This window comes from Nocardia sp. NPDC052112, assembly GCF_040680135.1.
Classification (GTDB): domain Bacteria; phylum Actinomycetota; class Actinomycetes; order Mycobacteriales; family Mycobacteriaceae; genus Nocardia.
In genome coordinates, this window is the sequence record NZ_JBFAWD010000027.1 from 1 (window position 1) to 26,029 (window position 26,029).

The following is a 26,029-nucleotide window of genomic DNA, read 5'->3' on the forward strand; positions in this document are numbered from 1 at the left end:
GAGTTTCTGACTGGGTGTGCGGCCGATGGTGTGTGGGCCAAGAGGATTCCGGTGGATTATGCCTCGCATTCGGCGGCGGTGGAGGCCGTTCGCGATCGGGTGCTGGCGGAGCTGGAATCGGTTGTGCCGGTGTCGGGTTCGGTGCCGTTCTTCTCGACTGTGACAGCGGATTTCATGGATACCGCCGAGCTGGATGCCGGGTACTGGTATCGGGGGCTGCGTGAACAGGTCAGGTTCGCGGAGTCGGTGGCGGCGTTGCAGCGTGCGGGGACGAATGCCTTTATCGAGGTGAGCCCGCATCCGGTGCTGACGATGGGGATCGAGGCGACGGCGGGAGAGCTGGGTCGGGCCGATCGGGTGGCCGTGCTGAGCACGCTGAAGCGTGATCAGGGCGATCCGCTGCAGGTCACCACCGCGTTGGCGCAGGCCTACTGTGCCGGCGTCGACGTGGCGGCCGACGCGTTGGCTCCGGTCGTGACACGGGCGCTCGGTACGCTCCTACCCGTCGCTCGGGTGAATCTGCCGACGTACGCCTTCCAGCACAAGCGGTACTGGTTGCAGCCGAGCGCCGCCCGGGATGTGTACCAGTCGGGGCTGGGCGAGGCGAGGCATCCGCTGCTGGGTGCGGCGGTCTGGATGCCGGACTCCGAAGCGGTGGTGTTGACCGGGCGCCTGTCGCTGGCGGATCACCCGTGGCTGGCCGATCACGCGATCAACGGAGCGGCCCTGCTGCCGGGGACGGCCTTCGTCGAATTGGCGTTGCATGCCGGGACGATGGTCGGCTGTCCCCGGCTGGCCGAGCTGGTTGTGGCCGCGCCTCTGATCCTACCGGCCGATGGCGCCGTTGAACTGCGGGTGATGGCGGCCGCACCCGATGATGCCGGAGCACGAGCCGTATCGGTGTATTCGCGCCCGCAGAGCGACGGCGAATCGGACCAGGACGGCCCGGGATCGTCCGGCGCACCGCGCTCGGAATGGGTACGCCATGCCACGGGAACCGTTGTCGCCTCGCCGCTTTCGGCTCCCGAACCGATCGGGGCCGACGCGGCGAGCTGGCCGCCCGTCGGAGCGCTGCCGGTACGCATCGGCGATGCGTACGCCGAGTTGGCCGAGCGCGGCTACGACTACGGGGCGATGTTCCAGGGGCTGACCGCTTTGTGGCGCCGTGGCGACGAACTCTTCGCGGAGGTCGCGCTGCCGGAGCAGGCACAGTCGGCGGATCGGTTCGGGGTGCATCCGGCACTGCTGGACGCGGCACTGCACACGATCGGCCTCGGTGGGATGAGTGCGCCTGCCGCGCCCGGTGAGATCCTCGTGCCCTATTCGTGGGAGAACGTGACCGTGGACGCGGTCGGTGCCGCGTCGGCCCGGGTTCGAGTGGCGCCGGCCGGGACCGACCCGCAGGACCAGCGAATCACCCTCACACTCACCGACTCTCAAGGCGCACCGATCGCCGAGATCGCGGCGTTGACCCTGCGTCCGATCCAGATCGGCGCGGTGGGCGCGGCGGCGCCGGACGGTACCTACCGTCTGCGCTGGGTTCCGTTGCCCGCGCCGAATCCGGACGACGTGGCCGCGGCCACGCGGTGGGCGAGCACGGACGACGGCGAGACGGTGACCGTGGACTGCCGGCCCGCGACCGTGATTCGACTCGATGGTCTCGTGAGCGGCGCCACGGCGGCAGCGGACACGGACGTGCCCGATGCGGTGCAGAGTCGGCTGGCCGAGGTCGTGGCGCGCGGCAAGGAGCTGCTGGCCCAGGATCAGCGCATCGTCGTGGTCACCCGAGGTGCGGTCGCGACGGCCTCGGGCGAGCCCGTGGATCTCGTCGGCGCGGCGGTCTGGGGCCTGCTGCGCAGCGGACAGAACGAGCACCCCGACCGGATCACCGTTGTGGACGTGGACCGCTGGGACGACTGTCGCGATGCCGTTGCCACGGCCTTGGCCTTGGCGGATGAGCCCCAGGTCGCGGTGCGCGCCGGCGTTCCCTACGTGCCGCGGCTGACATCCGACCGCGGCGACGTGGTGGGAGGCGGTGACGCGCTGCGGGCCCCGGCGTGGGCGTTGCGTCAGCTCGGCAAGGGCTCCTTGACCGGTGACAACTTCGCTCTGGTCGAAACCCGCACTGCCGTGCAGGAGCTCGGGCCCGGTCAGGTTCGGGTGGGTCTGCGCGCCTCGGGCGTCAACTTCCGGGACGCACTGATCACCTTGGGTATGTATCCGAACCCGAACGCCACCATCGGCATGGAGGGTGCGGGCGTGGTGCTGGAGGTGGCGCCGGACGTCACCGAATTCGCCATCGGCGACCGGGTCTTCGGGATGATCGAGGGCATCGGTTCGGTCGTTGTGACCGACAGCAGGCGGCTGGCTCCGATACCGCGGGGATGGTCGTTCGCACAGGCGGCCGCCGTGCCCGTGGTGTTCATTACCGCGTACTACAGCCTCGTCGATCTCGCCGACGCCCGGCCGGGGGAGACGTTGCTGTTGCATGTCGCCACCGGCGGTGTCGGCACGGCTGCTGTGCAACTGGCGCGTCATCTCGGTCTACGGCTGCTGGTCACCGCCGACCGTTCCAAATGGGATCTGCTGCGCGGCATGGGATTCGACGATGCGGTCATCAGTGACTCGCGCACCCTCGACTTCGAGCGGAAGTTCCTCGAGGTCACCGGCGGCAGTGGTGCAGATATCGTGCTCGATTCGCTGGAAGGCGAATTCGTCGACGCCTCACTGAGATTGCTGCCGCGCGGTGGCCGCTTCCTCGAGATGGTGGCGACCGATCGGCGCGATCCCGGCGAGGTCGCCGAGCAGCACCCGGGCGTGCACTACCGCTACTTCCATCTCGACGAGATCGGGCTCGATCGATTGCGCGAGATCATGAGTGCCCTGGTCGAATTGATCGATACAGGGGTACTGGCACCGCCTCCGATCACCGGATGGGATCTGCGGCAGGCGCCGGAGGCGTTCCGGTTCGTGGGCGAGGGCAAGCATATCGGCCGCAACGTGCTCACCATTCCGACCCCGCTGCGCCCCGACGGCACCGTGCTGATCACCGGCGGTACCGGTGTTCTGGGTGCGATGGCGGCCCGCCATCTCGTCGTCGAGCACGGTGTGCGGCGGCTGGTGCTCGCGAGCAGGGGCGGTCCCGCCGCCGACGGTGCCGCCGGCCTGGCGGAGGAATTGACGGCGCTGGGCGCACAGGTGGACGTGGTCGCCTGCGATGTGGCCGACCGGGAGGCGCTCGACAAGCTGCTGGCGAGTATTGCACCGGAGCACCCGCTCACCGGCGTCGTCCACACGGCGGGCGCGCTGGCCGACGGTCTGCTCGCCGACATGACACCGCAGCAGCTCGCGACGACGCTGCGCCCGAAGGTCGACGCGGCATGGAATCTGCACGAGGCGACCGAGAATCTGGATCTGTCGCAGTTCGTGCTCTATTCCTCGGTCGCGGGGGTGATCGGCACTCGGGGACAAGCGAATTACGCCGCCGCCAACGTCTTCCTCGATGCGCTGGCACACCACCGGCACCTGAGCGGTCTGCCCGCGACATCGGTGGCATGGGGTCTGTGGCAACAGCGCAGCGGGCTGACCGATGCTCTCGGCGAGGCCGACCTGGCCCGGTTGCGGCGGGAGGGAATCGTCGCGCTGGGCGAACAGGACGGGCTGGCGCTGTTCGACGCGGCACTGGTGGATCAGGAGTCCGCGCTGGTTGCAGCGCGGTTCGACCGGACCGCGCTGCCCGACCCGGTCCCCGCGATATTGCGGGGTCTGGTGCGACATTCGGAGCGGAATACGGTGAGCGACAAGCGCTCGCGCGGCTTCGAGCTGGGCCTGATACCGGAAGCCGAACGGGAGCAGGCCGTCGTGGACTTCGTTCTCGAACAGGTGGCGGCCGTACTGGGCTACTCGTCGGCCGCAGATATCGAGCCAGACAAGGGATTCGACGAGATCGGGCTCGACTCGCTGTCGGGTGTGGAGCTTCGCAACCGGCTGTCGAAAGCCACCGGCCTCCAGATTCCGGTGACGCTCGTCTTCGACTACCCGACCGCCCCCGAACTGGCCGGTTATCTGTACGAGCGATTGCCCTCGGCGGTGGCCGTCTCGCCGGCTGCGGCCGACACCACATCCGACGACATCGCCCATCTGGCCGCGATGGTCGATCGGGTCCTGGCCGCGGCGGGAGACGACGACGCCACGGTCACCGCACTGCTCGGTATCGGCGACCGGCTTCGGTCCCACCTGGGCGGGAGGTGGCGCGGCGGTAAGGACGAATACGCCGACCTCGCCACACATTCGCCCGACGAGCTTTTCACTCTGATTGATGAGGAGTTCGGTCGCTCATGAGCAACGAGGAAAAGCTCACCCAGTATCTGCGCAAAGTCACCGGGGACCTGCGAACCGCCAACAAGCGCATCCAGGAATTGGAAGAGGGTGCGCGCGAGCCGATCGCGATCGTCGGGATGAGCTGCCGCTTTCCCGGCGGCGTGGAATCCCCCGCGCAGTTGTGGGATCTGGTGGCCTCCGGTGCCGACGCGGTCGGCGGCTTTCCCGTCGACCGCGGGTGGGATCTGGACACACTCTTCGACCCCGATCCCGGTGTGCCCGGGACGATCTATACGCGCGAGGGCGGGTTCATCCATTCGGCGCCCGAATTCGATGCGGGCTTCTTCGGGATCGGCCCACGCGAGGCCGCCTCGATGGATCCACAACAGCGTCTGACGCTGGAGGCTTCCTGGGAAGCTCTCGAGGATGCGGGTATCGACCCGAAGTCGTTGCGAGGCAGCGACACCGGCGTCTTCGCCGGTGTCTTCCACCAGAACTACGGCCCTCGCATCGGCTCCCCGGCGCTGACGGCGGAGGCCGAAGGTCATGCCGTTCTGGGCGTGTCGAGCTGTGTGCTGTCCGGCCGGGTCTCCTACCTGTTCGGTTTCAAGGGCCCCACGTTGTCCGTGGACACCGCGTGCTCGTCGTCGCTGGTGGCATTGCATCTGGCGTGCCAAGCGCTGCGGCGGGGCGAGGCGTCGCTGGCTCTGGTGAGCGGTGTGACCGTGATGTCGGACCCGTCCCATCTGATCGCCTTCGCGCGTCAGCGAGCGCTGTCGGCGGATGCGCGGTGCAAGGCGTTCGCGGCAGCCGCGGACGGGACCGGTCTCTCGGAGGGGCTCGGGATCCTGGTCGTCGAACGGCTCTCGGACGCACGGCGATTGGGCCACGACGTGCTCGCGCTGGTGCGCGGGACGGCGATCAACCAGGACGGTGCGAGCAAGGGGCTGACCGCGCCGAACGGTCCGGCGCAGGAACGGGTGATCGCGGCGGCGCTGGCAAATGCGGGCCTCGCACCGTCGGATGTGGACGTGGTGGAGGCGCACGGGACGGGCACCAAGCTGGGTGATCCGATCGAGGCGGGTGCACTGATGTCGGTCTACGGTGCGCGGGGTGAGCGTGGGCCGCTGCGTTTGGGGTCGCTCAAGTCGAATATCGGTCATACCAATGCCGCCGCGGGTGTCGCCGGTGTGATCAAGATGGTCGAAGCGATGCGCCACGGTGTGCTGCCGAAGACGCTGCATGTGGATGCGCCCACGCCGCACGTGGATTGGTCCGCGGGCACGATGCGGTTGCTGACGGAGGCCGAGCCGTGGCCCGCGAGCGGGCAGGTGCGGCGTGCGGGTGTGTCGTCGTTCGGAATCAGTGGCACCAACGCTCACGTAATCCTGGAAGAAGCCCCTGCCGATCCGGAGGCCGCCGAGTCGGCAGGTGAATCCGAGCAGGTCGTCGCGGCCGAGCCCGTGGCGTCGGATGTCGTCGCGCTGATGATCTCGGCCAAATCCGAGGCAGCGCTGCGAACCCAGGCGAACCGGCTGCGACAGTGGTTGCTCGACGACCCCGATGCGGATGCCTGGGATGTGGCGCATTCGCTGGCGACCTCCAGGGCGCTGCTGGACTGGCGCGGTGTGGCGGTGGGGCGTGACCGGGAGGAACTGCTCGCCGGTCTGGCCGATCTCGCGGCCGGTTCGCTCGGCGCGATCGAAGGCCGCACGGGTGCGGGCACAACCGCTTTCCTGTTCACCGGCCAGGGCGCTCAGCGCGTGAGTATGGGCAAGAGCCTGTACACGGCCTTTCCGGTGTTCGCGGCGGCGTTGGACGAGGTGTGCGCACAGTTCGACCTCGCGTCGGGACGGCGGCTGAAAGACCTGATGTTCGGCGACTCCGCCGAGGTGCTGGCGCGCACCGAAAACACCCAGCCGGCGTTGTTCGCCTTCGAGGTGGCGATGTTCCGGCTGCTCGAATCCTTCGGTATCGCCCCGGATGTGCTGCTCGGGCATTCCATCGGTGAACTGGTCGCCGCGTATGTGGCCGGGGTGTGGTCGTTGCAGGACGCCTGCGCTCTGGTCGCCGCGCGCGGCAGGCTGATGGGCGCGCTGCCCAAAGGCGGCGCGATGCTGGCCGTCGCAGTCGGGGAGGAGCGGGCCGCCGAACTGATCGCCGAGCACGCCGGAAGAGTCTCGATCGCGGCCGTGAACGCCCCCTCCTCGGCAGTGTTGTCCGGGGACCTGGAGGCCGTCGAGGCGATCGAGTCCGCGTTGTCGGGTACCGGCGTCAAGACCAACCGGCTCGACGTTTCCCACGCTTTCCACTCCGCCCTCATGGAGCCGATGCTGGCTGAATTCCGTTCGGTGGCACGAAGTATCGCGTATCGATCGCCGCGCCTCGCGATCGTGTCGAACGAAACCGGAGAGCTCGCCGGGGACGCGGTGACCGATCCGGAGTATTGGGTTCGGCAGGTGCGGGGGTGTGTGCGGTTCGCTCCGGGAGTGGACACCCTCGTCTCGGCGGGTGCGCGGCGATTCGTGGAGGTGGGCCCGGATGCGGTGCTGGCGGCGATGACGCGTGCGACCGTGGCCGAGAATGCCGAGGTCGAATCGGTGTCGCGGATCGTGGCGGCGGCGCGCCGATCCGTCGACGAGGTCTCGCAGTTCGTCACCGCACTGGCGCAGATCCACGTCGCGGGTGCGCGGGTGGAATGGGCGTCGCTGTTCGCGGGGCGAGCGGTGCGCCGGGTCGCTTTGCCGACCTACGGATTTCAGCGTCGCCGGTTCTGGTTGCAGCCCAGTGCCGATGCGGCGGCGTCGGCGGATCATCCGATCCTGACCGGTGTGGTCGGCGTGGCCGGGACCGACGAGTGGCTGTTCACCGGCCGGTTCTCGGTGCGTACGCATCCGTGGATCGCCGATCACATGGCCCATGGTGTCGTGGTGGTTCCGGGCGTGTTGCTGCTCGAATTCCTGCTCGCCGCCGGCGGGCGGATCGATTGCGAGGTGGTCGAGGAGATCATCGTGCAGGCGCCGATCCGTCCCGGTGACGACGAGATCGAAGTGCAGGTCCTGGTCGCGGCCGCGGACGAGTCCGGGCGGCGTTCGTTCGAGTTCTTCTACCGCAGGCCGTCCGGCGACGAATGGGTGCGCAATGCGACCGGTTTCCTCGCGCCACGGTGGAATGGCGACTCGGACTTGGTATCCCGGCTCGGTGAGCAGGCGTGGCCGCCGGCCGATGCCGAACTCGTCGATGTCGACCGGGTGGCACTTGCCGAGCAGATCGCGAAAGATACCGGGCTCCACTACGGTCCGGCGTTCATCGGCGTGAATGCGGTGTGGCAGCGTGGCGACACGGTCTTTTCCGAGGCGACGCTGAATACTGACGCGGTATCGGAATCCGGTCGCCACGACCTGCATCCGGCGCTGTTGGAGCTGGTGATGCATGCCGGACTCTCGCAATCCATATTCCGTTTCGCGGAGTCCGATCCGAATACCGGTTGGCTGCTGTTCCGGTGGGGCGGTGCGCGTCTCCACCGGCCGATGCCCGCGGAAGTGACAGCCCTGCGGATCATCTCGGAGAAGACCGGCGCGGATACGGTGTCGGTCGCGGCAGTCGATCCGGAGGGCAGGCCGATCGTATCGGTTGATTCGGTGCTGCTGCGTCCGTACGACGTCGAGGAGTTCCGGCGTGGTCTGTCCGATGATCAGGACGCCGGTCTGTATCGGGTGGACTGGAAGAGCACGGCCCCGCCTCCGGTCCCAGGCTCTATGCCGGCGTCGGCCGTCCTCGCGGACACGGTGGTGCCGGGAATCGCGGCATCACACAGGTCCATTGCCGATATCGTTGCCGCGGAACATGTTCCGGATATCGTCGTCTGGCGTCCGGCGATCGCCGGAGAGGTCGTCGACGATCCGGGTGTGGTGCGGGCACGGGTGCACAGCACACTGGCCGTGCTCGGGACATGGCTCGCCGAAGAACGCCTGTCGGATGCCTCGCTGGTGGTGGTGACCACGGGTGGTGTCGGTCTTCCCGGCGAGGGCGCTGCCGTGGATGTGGCAGCAGCCGCGGTGTGGGGGTTGGTCCGCAGCGCACAGACGGAGAATCCGGGGCGGTTCATACTCCTCGACGAAGACCCGGCCGAAGCGGTGCATGCCGATCGGATCGTGGCCGTGCTGGCCTCGGGTGAGCCGCAGGTCGCGGTGCGCGACACCAGGATTCTGGTTCCCCGGCTGACCCGCACCGACAACGAGGTTCGGAAAGACAATCCCCTGTCGCCGTGGTCGGGTGCGGGGACGGTGCTGATCACCGGTGGCACAGGTGGTCTGGGCGCGGAGTTCGCCCGGTACCTGGTCACCGAGCACGGTGTGCGCAGGCTGGTGCTGACCTCCCGGCGCGGCCCGCAGGCGCCCGGCGCGGACGAGCTGGTCGCCGAATTGGCGCGGGCCGGCGCCGACGCGCGCGTCGTGGCCTGCGACGTCACCGATCGTGACGCGGTGCGGAACCTGTTGGACGCCATGGACTCCGATGGTGGGGTGACCGCCGTGGTGCATATGGCCGGGGTTGTCGACGATGGCACCCTCCAATCGCTGACCGCCGAGCAGGTGGATCGGGTGCTGGCGCCGAAGGTCGACGGAGCGTGGTACCTGGACGAGTGGACGCGCGGCCGAGATCTGTCGGCATTCGTGGTGTTCTCCTCGATCGCGGGAGTGCTGGGTTCGGCCGGACAGGGCAATTACGCCGCGGCGAACGGATTCCTGGATGGCCTGGTCCGCCTGCGTCGAGCCGCGGGGTTGCCCGCCATATCGCTGGCGTGGGGACCGTGGCACTCCGGCAGCGGGATGGCCGGCGAGGTGGACGGTGCGGCGTTGGCGCGGTTGGGCCGGTGGGGACTCGGGCAACTCGAGAATGCCAACGGTGTGCGCCTTTTCGATGCCGCTCTCGCGGTCGCGAGCGACGATGGGTGGCTGGCTCCGCTGCGGTTCGACCCGAGTGTGCTGCGGCGCGTCTCGGATCCCGTGGGGATCCCCGCGGTGCTGAGCGGGTTCGTGCGGCGTCCGCTGCCGGCCGCGAGCCGGTCGGAGGCGAGTTTCGCGGCGGGTTCGCTGGGTGAGCGGTTGGCGCGGGTGCCGCACACGCAGCGCGGCGACGTGGTGCTGGAGATGGTGCTGGGGCAGGCCGCGGCCGTGCTGGGACACGATTCGGCGGCCGATATCCGGCCCGATCAACCTTTCGACGAGATCGGTTTCGATTCGCTGGGTGCGGTGGAGTTCCGCAACCGGTTGGCCGAGGTCACGGGGTTGCGGTTGGCGTCGACCCTGGTGTTCGATCATCCGACTCCCGCCGCGGTGGCGAAACACGTGCTGTCGAGGCACGAGCCGAAGACGACGGGCGGACCGGGCAAGAAGGTCGCGCGCCGAACACCGGCGGATGAGCCGATCGCGATCGTGGGCATGGGATGCCGGTTCCCGGGTGGGGTGAAATCGCCGGACGAACTGTGGGATCTGGTGGCCTCGGGGATCGATGCGACCAGTGCGTACCCATCGGACCGCGGCTGGGATCTGGACCGTTTGTTCGACGAGGATCCGGACAAACCCGGGACCGTATACGCCCGCCGCGCCGGATTCCTCGACGACGCAGCGGATTTCGACGCCGGATTCTTCGGGATCGGCCCGCGGGAAGCGACGGCGATGGACCCGCAGCAGCGGCAGTTGCTCGAGGCGTCGTGGGAGGCCCTGGAGGATGCCGGGATCGATCCGGTTTCGCTGCGTGGCACCGATGCCGGGGTATTCGTGGGTGCGTGCTTCTCGGGTTATTTCAACCGGGTGACCCCCGAGTTCGAGGGCTACCGGCTCACCGGAGCCCAGGGCAGCGTGATCTCGGGCCGGCTGTCGTATGTGTTCGGCCTGGAAGGGCCGTCGGTCACCGTGGATACGGCGTGTTCGTCGTCGTTGGTGTCGCTGCATCTGGCCTGTCAGGCGCTGCGACAGGGTGAGGCATCGCTGGCGTTGTCGGGCGGCGCGACAATCTACGCCGATCCCTATCTCTCCGTCGATTTCGCTCGGCAGCGTGGTCTGTCCCCGGACGGGCGGTGCAAATCGTTTTCCGCCGCGGCCGATGGTGTCGCGTTCTCCGAGGGCGTCGGAATGCTGGTGCTGGAACGGCTGTCGGATGCCCGCCGCCTGGGCCACAACGTTCTTGCCGTGGTGCGGGGGACGGCGATCAATCAGGACGGCGCGTCGAACGGTCTGTCCGCGCCGAATGGGCCGTCGCAGGAGCGGGTGATCGCGGCGGCCCTGGCCAACGCCGGGTTGCGGCCCGCCGACATCGATGCGGTGGAGGCGCACGGCACCGGGACGACACTGGGTGATCCGATGGAGGCGCAGGCATTGATCGCCGCCTACGGTCAGGATCGGCCGGGAGCGCCGCTGCGGATCGGCTCGCTGAAGTCGAATATCGGGCACACCTCGGCCGCCGCAGGCGTGGCCGGAGTGATCAAGATGGTGCAGGCGTTGCGGAACGAGACTCTGCCGATGACGCTGCACGTGGATGTGCCCAGCCCGCATGTGGATTGGTCGGCCGGCGGTGTGGAGTTGCTGACCGAGCCGCGGCCGTGGCCGCGCAACGGGCGTGCCCGTCGCGCGGGCGTGTCGTCGTTCGGTGTCAGCGGCACCAACGCCCACGCCATCCTGGAGGAGGCGCCGCAACGAATCCCGGTGGCAACCAACGGAACTCCGGCAGACCTGCTGGTGCCGTTGCTGGTATCGGCCAAATCCGAGGCAGGGTTGCGGGCGCAGGCGGATCGGCTCCTGCAGTGGTTGGTGGCCGGACCCGAGCGAGAGATCGCCGATGTCGCGTACTCGCTGAGCGCCTTCCGCTCCCATATGGAATTCCGGGGCGCCGTCGTCGGGACCGGGCGCGACGAGATCCTTTCCGGTCTGGCGGATCTGGCGGCGGGCAAGGTGTCTTCCGGTGCCGTCGAGGGCGTCGCGGCGCCGGGGAAGACCGCGTGGCTGTTCACGGGACAGGGTGCGCAGCGTGTGGGGATGGGTAAGGACCTCTATGCGGCGTTCCCGGTGTTCGCGCAGGTTCTGGACGAGGTGTGTGCCCAGTTCGATGCTCTCCTGACGCGTGATCCGGGAGCGGATTCCGCGCCCGGGCTGCTCGCGGTGATGTTCGATGACACCGAGGGACTGCTGCACCGCACCGAATTCACCCAGCCCGCGCTGTTCGCGTTCGAGGTGGCGCTGTCGCGGTTGCTGGAGTCGTTCGGTATCGCCGCGGACATGCTCATCGGGCATTCGATCGGTGAGCTGGCCGCCGCGTATGTGGCGGGGGTGTGGTCGCTGCCCGATGCCTGCCGTCTGGTGGCTGCCCGCGGTCGGTTGATGGGAGCTCTGCCCGAGGGCGGAGCGATGCTGGCAGTGGCCATCACGGAGACCGACGCGACGGATATCGTCGCCGAATACGGCAGCAGGGTCTCGATCGCGGCGGTCAACGGCCCGTTGTCGGTGGTGCTGTCCGGAGACGCGGACGCCATCGACGCGATCGAGCGTGTACTCACCGGACGCGGACGCAAGACCAACCGGTTGCGGGTGAGCCACGCATTCCATTCGGCGCGAATGGATCCGGTGCTCGCCGAGTTCCGGCTGGTGGCCGACAGTGTGACCTACCATCCGCCGAAGATCCCGATCGTGTCGAACATCAGCGGCGCCGTGGCCGGTGCCGAGGTGACCGATCCGGGTTACTGGGTCGAGCAGGTGCGCGGTTGCGTGCGGTTCGCGCCCGGGATCGCCACCGTGGCCGAGGCCGGGGTGCGGCGGTTCGTGGAGATCGGGCCGGATGCCGTGTTGTCCGCGATGGCCCGGCAGTGTCTCGCCGAGATTCCGGACGTGGAGGCCGCATCGACGGTGGTCGCGGTTGCCCGGCGTTCGGTCGGCGAGCCGCTGCAATTCGTGTCCGCATTGGCACAAGCGCATGTGGCGGGTGCCGGTGTGGATTGGACGCCGCTGTATGCGGATCGTCCGGTATCGCGGGTGCCGTTGCCCACCTATGCATTCCAGCATCGGCGGTACTGGCTGCAACCGGTTGCCGGTGGGGCGTCGCCGGGAGTATCGGGTCACCCGGTGCTGACCGGTGTGGTGCAGGTCGCGGGCAAGGACGAATGGATGCTCACCGGGCGGCTCTCGCGCCGGACCCATCCGTGGCTCGCGGATCACATGAGCTACGGCGTGATGGTCGTGTCGAGTACGACGCTGGTGGAGATGTTATGTGCGGCGGGACCGCGGTTCGGCTGCGCCGGGGTGGACGAGCTCACGCTGGAGGCCCCCATCTTCCCGCCCGAGGACGGCGCCGACATCGATCTGCAGGTGCTTGTCGACCAGGCCGACGATACGGGCCGCAGGCACTGCACGGTGCACTACCGCGTCGGTGAGGGAGAGTGGGTACGCAACGCCAGCGGCATTCTGACCGGTGACCGGCCGGCGGCGGAGCCGCTGCTGGAACGTCTTCGGGCGCAGCCGTGGCCGCCGTCGGATGCGGACCCCATCGATCCGGAATGGGTACCCGCGCATATCGAAGCCGTGTCGGGACTCGAATACGGTCCCTCCTTCCGCGGCATCGAACGCGCGTGGCAGCGTGGCGACGCCGTGTTCAGCGAGGTTGCGCTGGATCCGGCCGTCGAATCGGACGGTTTCCTGCTGCATCCGGGCCTGATCGACGTCATCGCGCATGCGGGGATGGCCCGTCTGGTGTGGCCGGAGCCCAGCTCCGACCCGAGCCGCGGCATGCTGCTGTTCCGGTGGGGCGGCGCCCGATTCCACGATGTCCGCAGGCCGGGTCCGTTGCGGGTGATCGCCGTGGCGAAAGGTGAGGACGTGCTCGCCGTGGCGGCGGTGGACGGCGACGGCAACCCGGTGGTCTCCTTCGACGAGATCGTGATGCGGCCCTATGACGTCACCCAGTTCCGCCGCCCGCTCGCCGGTGACGCCGGGGTGTACGAAATGGAATGGGCGGAGGTTCACCCTGCACCCGACGTGCCGGTGACCGACGAGGTCATCGCACTGGGGTCGGCTTCGATTGCCGGTGTGCGGGAACGCTATCCGGACCTCGACAGTCTGACATCGGATCGTGCGATGCCCGCTGTGCTGGTGTGGTCGGACGCGGCAGCGCGAAACGAGGATGTCACCGTCGCCGCACATGAGCGGGCCCGGTCGGCACTACACCTGCTGCAGGGCTGGCTGGACAAGGATCCGTCGGAGCGGTCGCGGTTGGTCGTCGTCACCCACAACGGCCTCGGGCTGCCCGGCGAGACACCGGATCTCGCGGCGGCCACGGTGGCGGGCCTGGTTCGCAGTGCGCAGTCCGAGTATCCCGGCCGGATCGTCTTGCTCGACCGGCAGTCCACGTCCGTTCCGCTGTCGGTCGACACCGTGATGTCGGCAATGGCGGCCGACGAGCCGCAGGTGGCCGTTCGCGCGGACAGGATGCTGGTGCCGCGGCTGCGGCGCTCGGAGGTGATCGCCGGCGCGAGACCGGCATTCGGCTCCGGCACCGTGCTGATCACCGGGGGTACCGGTGGTCTGGGCGCGATGGTGGCCCGTCACCTGGTTGCCGAGCACGGTGTCCGGCACCTGCTCCTGGTGTCCCGCAGTGGCGAGCGAGCCACAGGCGCAACGGAATTGGCGGCGCACCTGCGCGAGCTCGGAGCGAACGCGCGCATCGCGGCCTGCGATGTCGCGGACCGGTCCGCGTTGCGGGCACTGCTCGATTCGATACCGGCCGAACAGCCGTTGACGGCCGTGGTTCATACCGCGGGTGTGCTCGACGATGCGACGATCGCTACGCTCACCGTCGAACAGCTGGACCGCGTGCTCGCGCCGAAGGTCGACGCGGCATGGAATCTGCACGAGTCGACGCGGAATGCTGATCTCTCGGCCTTCGTGCTGTTCTCGTCGATGGCCGCTGTCATCGGCGCTGCGGGACAGGCCAATTACGTTGCCGCCAACAGCTTCCTGAACACGTTGGCCGCGCGGCGCAGCGCCGAAGGGCTGCCCGCTGTGGCGCTGGCCTGGGGTCTGTGGGAGCCCACCGCGGCCGGGTCGGGCGGTATGGGCGGCACCCTGGATCACGTGGGTGCCGCACGCATGGCCCGCCTCGGCGTGCATCCGCTGGCGCCGGCGGACGGCCTTCGGCTGTTCGATACCGCCGTGGGGATCGGATCGACCCCGGCGGGCGTATCCGCGCTCATGCCGTTCCGTCTCGACGTCAATGCCCTTCGGCGGGAAGCACATATGGCAACGGTTCCCCCGGTCCTGCGAAAAATCGCCCTGCCTTCTCGGTCCGCCGCCGCGGAGGAAAGACCATCGCAGGGTCTGCTACTGGATCGGCTACCGGAGGCCGAGCGGGATCGCGCGGTTCTGGACCTGGTCCTCGAGCAGGCTGCCGCGGTACTGGGGCATTCCTCGGCGGGGGATATTCGCGCCGACAAGGGATTCGACGAGCTCGGCTTCGATTCGCTGGCCGGTGTGGATATGCGCAACCGGCTGTCGAAGAGCACCGGTCTGCGGTTGTCCTCGACGATGGTGTTCGACTACCCGACCCCGGTCGAATTGTCCCGATATCTGCAAGAACAGCTGATCTCGGCGTCATCTGCGGCCCCACCGGCCGCCATTTCCGCACCCGTCGATATCGCCCGGCTGGAGGCGATGGTCGAACAGGCTCTCGCTGCGGCCGGTGACGACCCCGCTGCCGCTACCGCACTGCTCGGTATCGGCGACCGCCTCCGGTCGCACTTCGGCGATCGTGGGCAGGACGAGGAATTCGACGATGACCTTGCCGAGCATTCCGGCAGCGAACTATTGGATCTGCTTGACGAGGAGTTCGGTCGATCATGAGCAATGAGGAACGGCTCACCCAGTCCCTGCGGCGATTCGCCAGGGACCTGCGCGCCGCCAACAAGCGCATCCAGGACCTGGAGGAGCGTGCGCGGGAACCGATCGCGATCGTCGGGATGAGCTGCCGCTATCCCGGCGGCGTTGAATCGCCCGCGCAACTGTGGGACCTGGTGGCCTCCGGCGTCGACGCCATCGGCGAGTTCCCGACCGACCGGGGCTGGGATCTGGAGAAACTCTACAATCCGGATCCGGACGTTCCCGGCACGACCAATACCCGTGAAGGCGGATTCCTGTATTCGGCAGGCGATTTCGACGCGGGATTCTTCGGGATCGGCCCGCGGGAAGCCGCGATGATGGATCCCCAGCAGCGCTTGGCACTGGAGGCGTCCTGGGAAGCGCTGGAGTACGCGGGCATCGACCCGATGTCGCTGCGCGGCAGCGATACCGGTGTCTTCACCGGCGTTTTCCACCAGTACTACGGACCTCGGGTCGGCTCCTCGACACTGACCGCCGAGGCGGAAGGCCACGCCTATCTCGGTGCGGGAAACTCCGTCGTATCCGGCCGGGTCGCTTACACATTCGGCTTCAAGGGGCCCACGATGTCGATCGACACCGTGTGCTCGTCGTCGCTGGTGGCCCTGCATCTCGCGTGCCAGGCGCTGCGCAACGGCGAAACATCGCTGGCCCTGGCGGGCGGTGTCACGGTGATGTCGGATCCGTCCCATCTGATCGCATTCGCCCGCCAGCACGGGCTCGCCACCGATGCCCGATGCAAGGCATTCGCGGCCGCCGCGGACGGGACCGGATTTTCCGAAGGTATCGGCATGCTGGTCGTCGAACGCCTGTCTGATGCGCAACGCCTGGGGCACAACGTCTTGGCGGTCATTCGCGGCAGCGCGCTCAATCAGGACGGCGCGAGCAAGGGGCTGACCGCACCGAACGGCCCGTCGCAGGAGCGTGTCATCGCACAGGCATTGGCCAATGCCGGACTGGAACCCGGCGACATCGACGCGGTGGAGGCGCACGGGACCGGCACGATGCTCGGGGATCCGATCGAAGCGCGCGCGCTGATCGGCGTCTACGGCGCGCGGCGTGAACACGGGCCGTTATATGTGGGTTCGCTCAAGTCGAATATCGGTCACACGTCTGCCGCGGCGGGGGTGGGCGGTGTGATCAAGATGGTTCAGGCGATGCGGCACGAGATGTTGCCGATGACGTTGCATGTGGATGCGCCTACGCCACATGTGGATTGGTCGGCGGGCACTGTGCGCCTGCTGACCGAGACGCAGTCGTGGCCCGCGGGTGAGCGGGTGCGCCGTGCGGGTGTCTCGTCCTTCGGGGCCAGCGGCACCAACGCGCACGTGATCATCGAGGAGGCTCCCGCCGAACCGGTCGCCGGGGCTGCTACGGAACAGGTAGCGGCCGAAACGATTACGCCGAATACGAACTCCGATGTCGTCGCGTGGCTCCTGTCGGCGAAATCCGAACCCGGCCTGCGCGCGCAGGCGGATCGGCTGTGGCAGTGGTTAATCGGTGAACCCGATGCGGATATATGGGATGTGGCCAATTCGCTGATCACGTCGCGGGCGCAGTTGGACCGGCGCGGAGCGATCGTGGGCCGTGATCGGGAGGCACTGCTGGCGGGACTTGCGGCCCTTGCCGACGGTGCCTTGTCGGAGGGCGTGGTCGATGGCGTCGTGGGCGCGGGACGCACGGCGTTCCTGTTCACCGGCCAGGGCGCGCAGCAACCCGGAATGGGCCGGGAACTGTACGCGGCGTTCCCCGTGTTCGCGGCCGCGCTGGACGAGGTATGCGCCGAACTCGACCCGTTGCTGGGACGAGCGCTGAAGGACGTGATGTTCGCCGCCGACGGTGATGCCGGTGCGGCCCTGCTGAATCGGACGGAATTCACCCAGCCCGCGTTGTTCGCGTACGAGGTGGCCGCCTACCGGCTGGTCGAATCGTTCGGTGTGACACCGGATGTGCTGCTCGGGCACTCCATCGGCGAGCTGGTGGCGGCGTATGTGGCGGGGGTGTGGTCGCTGGCGGACGCGTGCGCGCTGGTGGCGGCGCGGGGGCGACTGATGGGCGCCCTGCCCGGCGGCGGTGCGATGCTGGCGGTGGCTGTCACCGAAGACGAGGCGATCGAGCTGGTGGCCGGATACGCCGATCGGCTGTCGGTCGCCGCGGTGAATGGACCGGCGGCCGTGGTGCTGTCCGGCGACGCGGAGGCGGTCGACGACGTCCAACCGCTGCTCGCCGAGCGGGGTCGCAAGACCAGCAGGCTGCGGGTCAGCCACGCCTTCCATTCCGCCCGGATGGATCCGATGCTCGACGAATTCCGCTCGGTGGCAGCGGGATTGACCTATCATCAGCCGACCGTTCCGGTGGTGTCGAACGTGACCGGCGCTGTGGTGGAGCGGGAGCTGACCGATCCGGAGTATTGGGTGCGCCAGGTCCGTGCGGCCGTGCGGTTCGAGCCCGGCGTGCGCGCGCTGGCCGCGACCGGGGCCCGGCGGTTCCTGGAGGTCGGCCCGGACGCCGTCCTGGCCGCGATGACACGGCAATGCCTTGCCGAGGAACCTGGGACCGAGGGGCGGACCGTGGTGGCCGCTGCCGCCCGGCGTGGTTGTGCGGAAGTCGCGCAGTTCACCACATTCCTGGCCGCCGCGCACGCCGCGGGACTGGACGTGGACTGGAGCCCCTTGTTCGCGGGCCGGGAATCGCGTCGAATTCTCTTGCCGACCTATGCATTCCAGCATCAGCGCCATTGGATCGCACCCACCGCCGTGCGGGGCGATGTCGGCCGCGCCGGTGTGACGGTGGTCGACCACCCCATGCTCGGCGGGTCGATCGTGGTGGCGGGCAGGGACGAATGGCTGTTCACCGGTCGGCTGTCGGTGGCGTCGCATCCGTGGATCGCCGATCACACCGTCTTCGGCGAGATTCTGCTCCCGGGAACAGGTTTCGTGGAGCTGGCCCTGGCGGTCGGCGCTCGGCTGGGTGTCGAGGTCGTCGACGAGCTGGTGCTGGAGGCGCCGCTGCGTTTCGGCGAGCGGACCGAGGTCGACGTGCAGATCGCGGTCGAAGAACCCGATAACGAGGGGCGCAGGCGATTCGTCGTGGCGTCCCGGATCGTCGGCGAACAATCGGCGGGCGCGAGTGGAACAACCCATGCGCGTGGCATTCTCGCCCCCGGCGGGGAAATGGAGGGTCCGGCCTACGAGGTCGACGACAACCCGGAGGACGACGCGATCCCCGGTGACGTCCTCTACGACGGGCTGGCCGCGCGCGGATTCGATTACGGCTCCGCATTCCAGGGGGCGCGCCGCGTCTGGCGCGATGGCGGCGGTGACATGGTGGCCGATGTGCGGTTGCCCGCCGAAGTCGGTGTGGACGGTGGCCGATTCGGCATCCATCCCGCGCTGCTCGACGCCGCGTTGCATGCCGGGGTGCAGGATCTGGCCGCGGATCTGCCGCCTGGACGGGTGCCGCTGCCGTTCTCGTTCGGCGGCGTCCGGTTGTATCGCCCGGGGGCGACCGCCGCACAGGTGCGCATCCGGCGCGTCGGCGACAGTATGCGGCTGGAACTGGGTGACGACACCGGCGCTCCGGTACTGATCGTCGAATCGCTGCGGGCGCGCCCGGTGAACAGCCAGGCGCTGCGCGATGATCGATCGATTGCCGACCGCGGGCTCTACGACGTGCAATGGAGTCGAGTCGGCACCGGCGACGCGTCCCATGAAGTGGACGGCCTGCTGATCGCCGGGGTGGCCGTGCCCGGATTCGCACGGACCTACCCGGACCTGGCTGCCGCGACCGGCGACACCGGCGACGCTCCGGATGTGCTGGTGTGGTTCGCCGATGGTCCCGACCGCCGCGCTGCGGACAGCGAGGCCGGTTCCCGGTCGGCTGCGGCCATCGTGCGAGATCGCGTGCACGCGGTGCTGGCCTCGGTGCGATCCTGGCTGCGCCTGCCCACTGCCGACGCCCGACTCGTGGTGGTGACGCGCAATGGTGCGGGGTTGCCCGGCGAAGACCCCGATTTGGCCGCCGCGGCCGTTTGGGGTCTGCTCCGGAGCGCGCAGTCGGAGAATCCCGGCCGGATCGTGCTGCTGGACATCGACGATGACAGCGCGGTGCCCCCGGAACTGATCGCGGCGACCATGGCCACCGACGAGAAGCAGCTGGCGCTGCGCGCGGGTGCGCTGCTGGCGCCGAGGCTGACCCACCGCGATCCGGCCGCCGCGCGGACCATCGATCTCGGCCCGGGTGCGGTGCTGATCACCGGTGGCACCGGCGGGCTCGGCGCGCTGGTGGCGCGGCATCTGGCCGGCAGGCACGGGGTGCGCGAACTGGTGCTGGTGTCGCGGCGCGGTGAGCGGGCCGAGGGTGTCGCCGAACTGGTAGCCGAACTGGCCGAACTCGGGGCCCGGACCCGGGTGAGGTCCTGTGATGTGAGCGATCGCGCCGCCGTGGCAGCGCTGCTCGACGACATCTCCGACGGCCCCGCGCCGACCGCGGTCATCCACGCCGCCGGCGTGCTGGCCGACGGCACCATCGACACCCTCACCGCCGAGCAGGTCGACCGCGTGCTCGCACCGAAAGTCGATGCGGCACTGCATCTGCACGAGCTCACCTCCGATCTGTCGGCGTTCGTCCTGTTCTCCTCCGTTGCCGCGGTGGTCGGATCGTCGGGACAAGGCAACTATGCGGCGGCCAATTCGGTACTGGACGCATTGGCGCTCCGCCGCGTCAATGCGGGCCTGCCGGCGGTGTCGGTGGCCTGGGGGCCATGGGGCGGGCGCAGCGGAATGGCGGCCGAGCTGACCGATGCGGACCTGGACCGGTTGTCGCGCATGGGTTCTCGCCCGCTGTCGGAATCCGACGGTCTCGAATTGTTCGATCTGGCCGGTGGCGCCGGAGCTCCGTTCGTCGCCGCGGTCGACCTGGACACGGCGGCATTGGCCGTCGCTGCCGGGACGGGAATGCTGCCCTCGATGTTGCGGTCGCTGGTGCCGTCCGCGCGCCGCGCGGCCGGAAGTGGCGACCTGGTGCGGCGGCTGGCGTCGCTGGCACCGGATGCTCGCGACGCGGCGGTACTCGAATTCGTCCGTGGCCAGGTCGCCGCAGTGCTGGGATATGCCGCGGGTGATCTGGTCGATATCGAGAAGCCCTTCAGCGCAATGGGTTTCGATTCGCTGGGCGCGGTCGAATTCCGCAACCGGCTCACCACGAACACCGGCCTGCGGTTGCCGTCCACCCTCGTCTTCGACCACCCCACCACCCGGGCGGTGGCCGCCTTCATCGGGTCCCGGATGGGGGACTCGTCCACGCCGAAGCAGCGCAAGACCACGCGCCGGGTGCGAGCCGACGAGCCGATCGCGATCGTCGGAATGGCGTGCCGCTATCCCGGCGGCGTCGAATCCGCAGACGACCTGTGGGATCTGGTGTTCTCCGGCGCGGACGCCATCAGCGAGTTTCCGCCGGATCGCGGTTGGGACACGGCCCAGCTGTTCCATCCGGACCCCGACCATCCCGGCACGTCCTACGCCCGTGAGGGCGGCTTCCTGATGAACGCGGCCGAATTCGACGCGGGCTTCTTCGGAATCGGCCCGCGTGAGGCGATCGCGATGGATCCCCAGCAGCGGTTGCTGCTCGAGGTGTCGTGGGAGGCATTGGAACATGCGGGGATCGCCCCGACCTCGTTGCGGGGCAGCGACACCGGTGTATACACCGGCGTGATGTACCAGGACTACGACGCCCTGACCCGCCTGGGCGGGCCCGAGGTGGAAGGCTATGTCGCCACCGGCGCCGCGAGCAGTGTGGTGTCCGGCCGGGTCGCCTATTCGCTGGGGCTGGAAGGTCCGGCGATGACGGTGGATACGGCGTGCTCGTCATCGTTGGTGGCACTGCATCTGGCGTGCCGGGCTCTGCGCCAGGGGGAAAGCTCCCTCGCGCTGGTGGGCGGTGCCACGGTGATGGCTACTCCGACGGTGTTCGTGGAGTTCTCCCGGCAGCGCGGTCTGGCTCCCGATGGCCGGTCCAAAGCGTTCTCGGCGGCCGCCGATGGTGTGGCCTGGTCGGAGGGCGCGGGCGTGCTGGTGCTGGAACGACTGTCGGATGCGCGGCGGCTGGGGCACAACATCCTCGCGGTGGTCCGTGGCAGCGCTGTCAATCAGGACGGCGCGAGCAATGGCCTGACAGCGCCGAGGGGTCCGTCGCAGGAGCGCGTGATCGCGGCGGCGCTGGCCGATGCCGGTGTGCGTGCGCAGGACGTGGACGTGGTGGAGGCGCACGGGACGGGGACGGCATTGGGCGACCCCATCGAGGCACAGGCATTGATCGCCGCCTACGGACAGGAGCGGTCGAACCGGCCGTTGCGTATCGGCGCACTCAAGTCGAATATCGGCCATACACAGGCGGCCGCGGGTGTGGGCGGTGTGATCAAGGTGGTGCAGGCGCTGCGGCATCAGGTATTGCCGAAGACACTGCATGTGGACGCCTTGTCGCCGCACGTGGATTGGTCGGCTGGGTCGGTGCGGGTGTTGACCGAGCCCGAGCCGTGGCTGACCGGCGACCGGGTGCGGCGTGCGGGCGTCTCGTCGTTCGGGATCAGCGGAACCAACGCACATGTCATTGTCGAGGAAGCGCCGGATGCGCCGTCACCGGTCGGCGTATCGGAGCACGGCGGTGATCCCGATGTGCGGCAAAGCCCTTCCGTCGCCGATGTTTCCGTGGTGCCGCTGATGCTGTCGGCGAAGTCGGAGCAGGGACTGCGGGGACAGGCGGACCGGTTGTGGACATGGTTGGCCGACCGCCCGGATATCGATCTGTGGTCGGTAGCACGCTCGTTGGTGGACACGCGCGCACGGCTCGACCGGCGGGGCGCCGTCGTCGGGCGCGATCGGGAGGAGTTGCTCGCGGGCCTGGCCGCGCTGGCATCGGGTTCGCCGCTGCCGGGGGTGGTCGACGGCGTGGCGGGTTCGGGGAGAACCGCATTCCTGTTCACCGGTCAGGGAGCGCAGCGGCCAGGGATGGGTTCGGGCCTGTATCAGGCGTTTCCGATGTTCGCGGCCGCGCTGGACGAGGTGTGCGCCGAGTTCGACAGCCGGCTCGGTGGGTCGCTGAAGGACGTCATGTTCGCTGATCCGGGGCAGATGCTGGATCGGACGGAGTTCACCCAACCGGCGTTGTTCGCGTTCGAGGTGGCCATGTTCCGGCTGCTGGAATCGTTCGACCTGTCGCCGGATGTCGTTGCGGGACATTCGATCGGTGAACTGGCGGCGGCGTTCGTGGCGGGCGTGTGGTCGCTCGAGGACGCGTGCGCGCTGGTGGCGGCGCGGGGCCGGTTGATGGGGGCGTTGCCGGCCGACGGGGCGATGCTGGCGGTGGCCGTGCCGGAGGACGAGGCGATGCGCGTGCTCGGCGAATTCGGCGACCACGTGTCGCTGGCGGCCGTGAATGGTCCGGAATCGGTGGTGCTGTCAGGGGACGCGGCTGTGATCGACGATATCGCGCGACGGCTGTCGGAAGAGGGGAGAAAGACCACGCGGTTGCGGGTCTCGCATGCGTTCCATTCGGCGTTGATGGAGCCCATGCTGGACGAATTCCGCGCTGTGGCACAGGGTTTGACGTATCGGGAGCCGTTGTTGCCGATCGTGTCGAATGTGTCGGGCACGCAGGTGAGTGCGCAGGTGTGCGATCCGGAGTACTGGGTCGCGCAGGTTCGTGGTTGCGTGCGATTCGCTCCCGGTGTGGACACCCTGGTCGGTGCCGGTGTGCGCAGGTTCGTGGAGGTCGGCCCGGACGCGGTGCTCGTTGCGATGACCGCCGAGTGTTTGGCCGAGCATCCGCGAGCGGAGACGAAGTCGATGCTGGTGGCGGCGTCGTCGCGTCGGACGATCGACGAGACGGTCGGGTTCGTCACCCTCCTCGCGCAAGCGCACGCGGCGGGGCTGGAGCCGGATATGCCGCTGGTGTTCGCCGGGCGTGGCATGGATCGGGTGGCATTGCCGACCTACGCGTTCCAGCATCGGCGCTACTGGGTGCAGCCACAGGCAGGAGTCGTGACCGCAACATTCGGGCATCCGCTGTTGGCGAATGCGGTGCCGGTAGCGGGTCGAGACGAGTGGTTGTTCACCGGGCGGTTGTCGCTGCGGACGCATCCGTGGATCGCCGACCACGCGGTATTCGGTTCGGTGTTGTTGCCCGGGACGGCGTTCGCGGAATTGGCGTTGAGCGCGGGCGTACGACTGCGGGTGGACGTCATCGAGGAACTGCTACTCGAATCCCCACTGGTACTGGCCGACGGCATCGAGGTCGATCTGCAGTCGAGTGTCGCCGCACCCGATGAGGAGGGACGGCGCGCCTTCGCGATCTACTCCCGCCCCGCCGCCGAGGGGGACTCGGCCGCGGAGCATCCGTGGGTGCTGCACGCGAGGGGTGTGCTGACCGCTGCCGCCGGCGTCGCCCCGGTGTGGGACGAGCGGAGCTGGCCCCCGGCCGGTGCGGAGCCGTCGAGCGATGCGTCCTTCTACGATCGATTGGCGCAGCGCGGTTTCGAGTACGGCCCGGTATTCCAGGGTGTGACCGCGGTGTGGACTCGCGGCGAGCAGACCTTCGCCGAAGTCTCACTCGACGACTCGGTGAGCGCTTCGGCCTCGGCGTTCGCCGTGCATCCGGCACTGCTCGACGCCTGTCTGCACGTGGCGATCGACGGCCTGTCCGACGACCTGGCCGCCGGGCAGGTGCCGTTGCCGTTCTCGTTCGCCGGAGTGCGGCTGTGGCGTTCCGGTGCCGGGGCGGTGCGGGTGCGGGTGGTCCGCGACGGCAGCGGGCAGATCGGAATGGTCGTCGTCGACGACACCGGTTCGGTCGTGCTGACAATCGATGCCGTGACCGCGCGCCCGGTCGATGTCCGGGCCGTGACCGCGAGCTCGGCTCGCCGTGCGGCGCCGCTGCACCTGCGATGGGTTCGCGCGGATCGGGCTGCCGCCGCCACCGCCGCCGTCATGGCTACAGTCGGGTCGGCGAGGGTGTCCGGGATCGACCGGCATTATCGTGACATCGCGGAATTGGCTGCGGCCGAGGAGATTCCGGATCTGGTCGTCTACGCGCTCGCTGACGGGGTCGCTACCGCGTCCTCCGGCGCACGTGCCGCCGAGGTGCGGGCTTCGGTTCACACGGTCTGGACGATGCTGCGGTCGTGGTTGTCGAACGAGCGGCTGGCCGATACTCGGCTGGTGGTGGTGACCCGCGGTGCGACGGCCGTGGCGGACGAGCCGGTCGATGTGGCCGCCGCCGCGGTGGCAGGCATGGTCCGCACCGCACAGTCCGAACATCCCGGCCGGATCGCGCTACTTGATCACGACGGCATGGTGGACGCCGATGTCGTGCGCACTGCCGTCGAATCGGATCGGGGACAGACAACGGTTCGCGACTCGCAGATGTTCGTACCGCGACTGTCCGGCGGTGCGGTCACCGACGAACCGCAGTCGCTCGACCGGGGTGCGATGTTCGGGCACGGCACGGTATTGATCACCGGCGGCACCAGTGGTCTGGGTGCGGTCCTGGCCAGGCATCTGGTGGTGACGCACGGTGTCGAGCACCTGCTGCTGGTGTCGCGCCGGGGCGAAGCCGCCCCGGGCGTCGCGGACCTGGTGGCCGAATTGACCGCCCTGGGAGCCGAAACGCGTATTGCCGCATGCGATGTCGGTGATCGCGCCGATGTCGCTGCGGTGCTCGATTCGATCGCGCCCGAACATCGGTTGACGGCGGTGATTCATTCCGCGGGTGTGGTCGACGACGCCACGCTCGAGAAACTGACCGCCGGGCAGATCGACCGTGTACTCGCGCCCAAGGTCGACGGTGCCCTGCACCTGGACGAGCTGACCCGGGGACACGACCTGTCGGCCTTCATCATGTTCTCCTCCGTCGCATCGACATTCGGTGCACCCGGACAGGGCAACTACGCGGCGGCGAACTCGTTCCTCGACGGACTCGCACTCGCTCGCCGCGCCCAGAGGCTGCCCGCGCTCTCGCTGGCGTGGGGACCGTGGAACCAAGACGTCGGTATGACCGGCGCGATGGACCGAGCCGCGCTGACGCGGTGGGAACGACTGGGCATCAAGGTGCTCGGCATCGACGACGGGACCGCACTGTTCGACGCCGCGATCGCCTCGAACGAACCGGTGGCCGCCTGTGTCGAATTCGACAGGGCGGCACTGGCGGCGCAAGCCCGGACCGGGCTGTTGCCCGAGGTGCTCGAGAGCCTGGTACCCGCTCGAGCGCGTCGAGTGCCGGGCGGCAGCACCGGCCGGTTCGCCGCACGGGTGGCCGCCGCGCCGGAGGATCAGCGAGATGAGCTGATACTCGAACTCGTGCGGGAACTCGCCGCGGCGGTTCTGGGACATCCGTCGGCCGCGGCCGTCGATCCCGAAATCCCGTTCAACGAACTGGGATTCGATTCGCTCGGGGGTGTCGAGCTGCGGAACCGGCTCGCCGAGGAGACAGCGATGAAACTACCGTCGACCCTGGTGTTCGATTACCCGACCGCCGCCGCGGTAGCGAAGCTGCTGGGGTCGCGGTGGGCGGCCACATCGACCACATCGGCGGTCGACGACCAGATCGACTCGCTGCAATCGCTGTTCGCGACCATGACGTCGGATCGGGACAAGGCACGTCTGGCCGAGCGGATCCGCTCGCTGCTGGCCGAAGCACTCCACGACGGCGAATCCTCGGCCGGAAGCGATCGCACCGCCATCGAGGCGGCCAGTGCCGACGAACTCTTCGCACTCATCGACCAGCAGATTTCGACTCAGTGA

General features: G+C 68.8%; 3 protein-coding genes. All 3 read left to right on the forward strand.

Annotated features, from left to right (window positions below; genetic code table 11):
• Positions 1–6: 6 nt before the first annotated feature.
• From AB0L58_RS35805 to AB0L58_RS35815, 3 genes are read left to right on the forward strand one after another with little or no spacing between them, the layout of a single operon-like run.
• Positions 7–4,341 carry an SDR family NAD(P)-dependent oxidoreductase gene (locus AB0L58_RS35805; protein WP_364394383.1) on the forward strand — a complete coding sequence of 1,445 codons (4,335 nt, stop codon included), beginning with the start codon at positions 7–9 and terminating at the stop codon, positions 4,339–4,341.
• Positions 4,338–15,203 carry a type I polyketide synthase gene (locus AB0L58_RS35810; RefSeq protein WP_364394308.1) on the forward strand — a complete coding sequence of 3,622 codons (10,866 nt, stop codon included), beginning with the start codon at positions 4,338–4,340 and terminating at the stop codon, positions 15,201–15,203. Before AB0L58_RS35805 ends, AB0L58_RS35810 begins: the two co-directional genes overlap by 4 nt.
• Positions 15,200–26,029, forward strand: coding sequence for a type I polyketide synthase (locus tag AB0L58_RS35815; RefSeq protein WP_364394310.1), 10,830 nt, complete (start codon positions 15,200–15,202; stop codon positions 26,027–26,029). Before AB0L58_RS35810 ends, AB0L58_RS35815 begins: the two co-directional genes overlap by 4 nt.

Coding starts and splice junctions, on each gene's coding strand:
- AB0L58_RS35815 (WP_364394310.1), top strand. CDS start 15,200: ATGAGCAATGAGGAACGGCTCACCCAGTCCCTGCGGCGATTCGCCAGG.
- AB0L58_RS35810 (WP_364394308.1), top strand. CDS start 4,338: ATGAGCAACGAGGAAAAGCTCACCCAGTATCTGCGCAAAGTCACCGGG.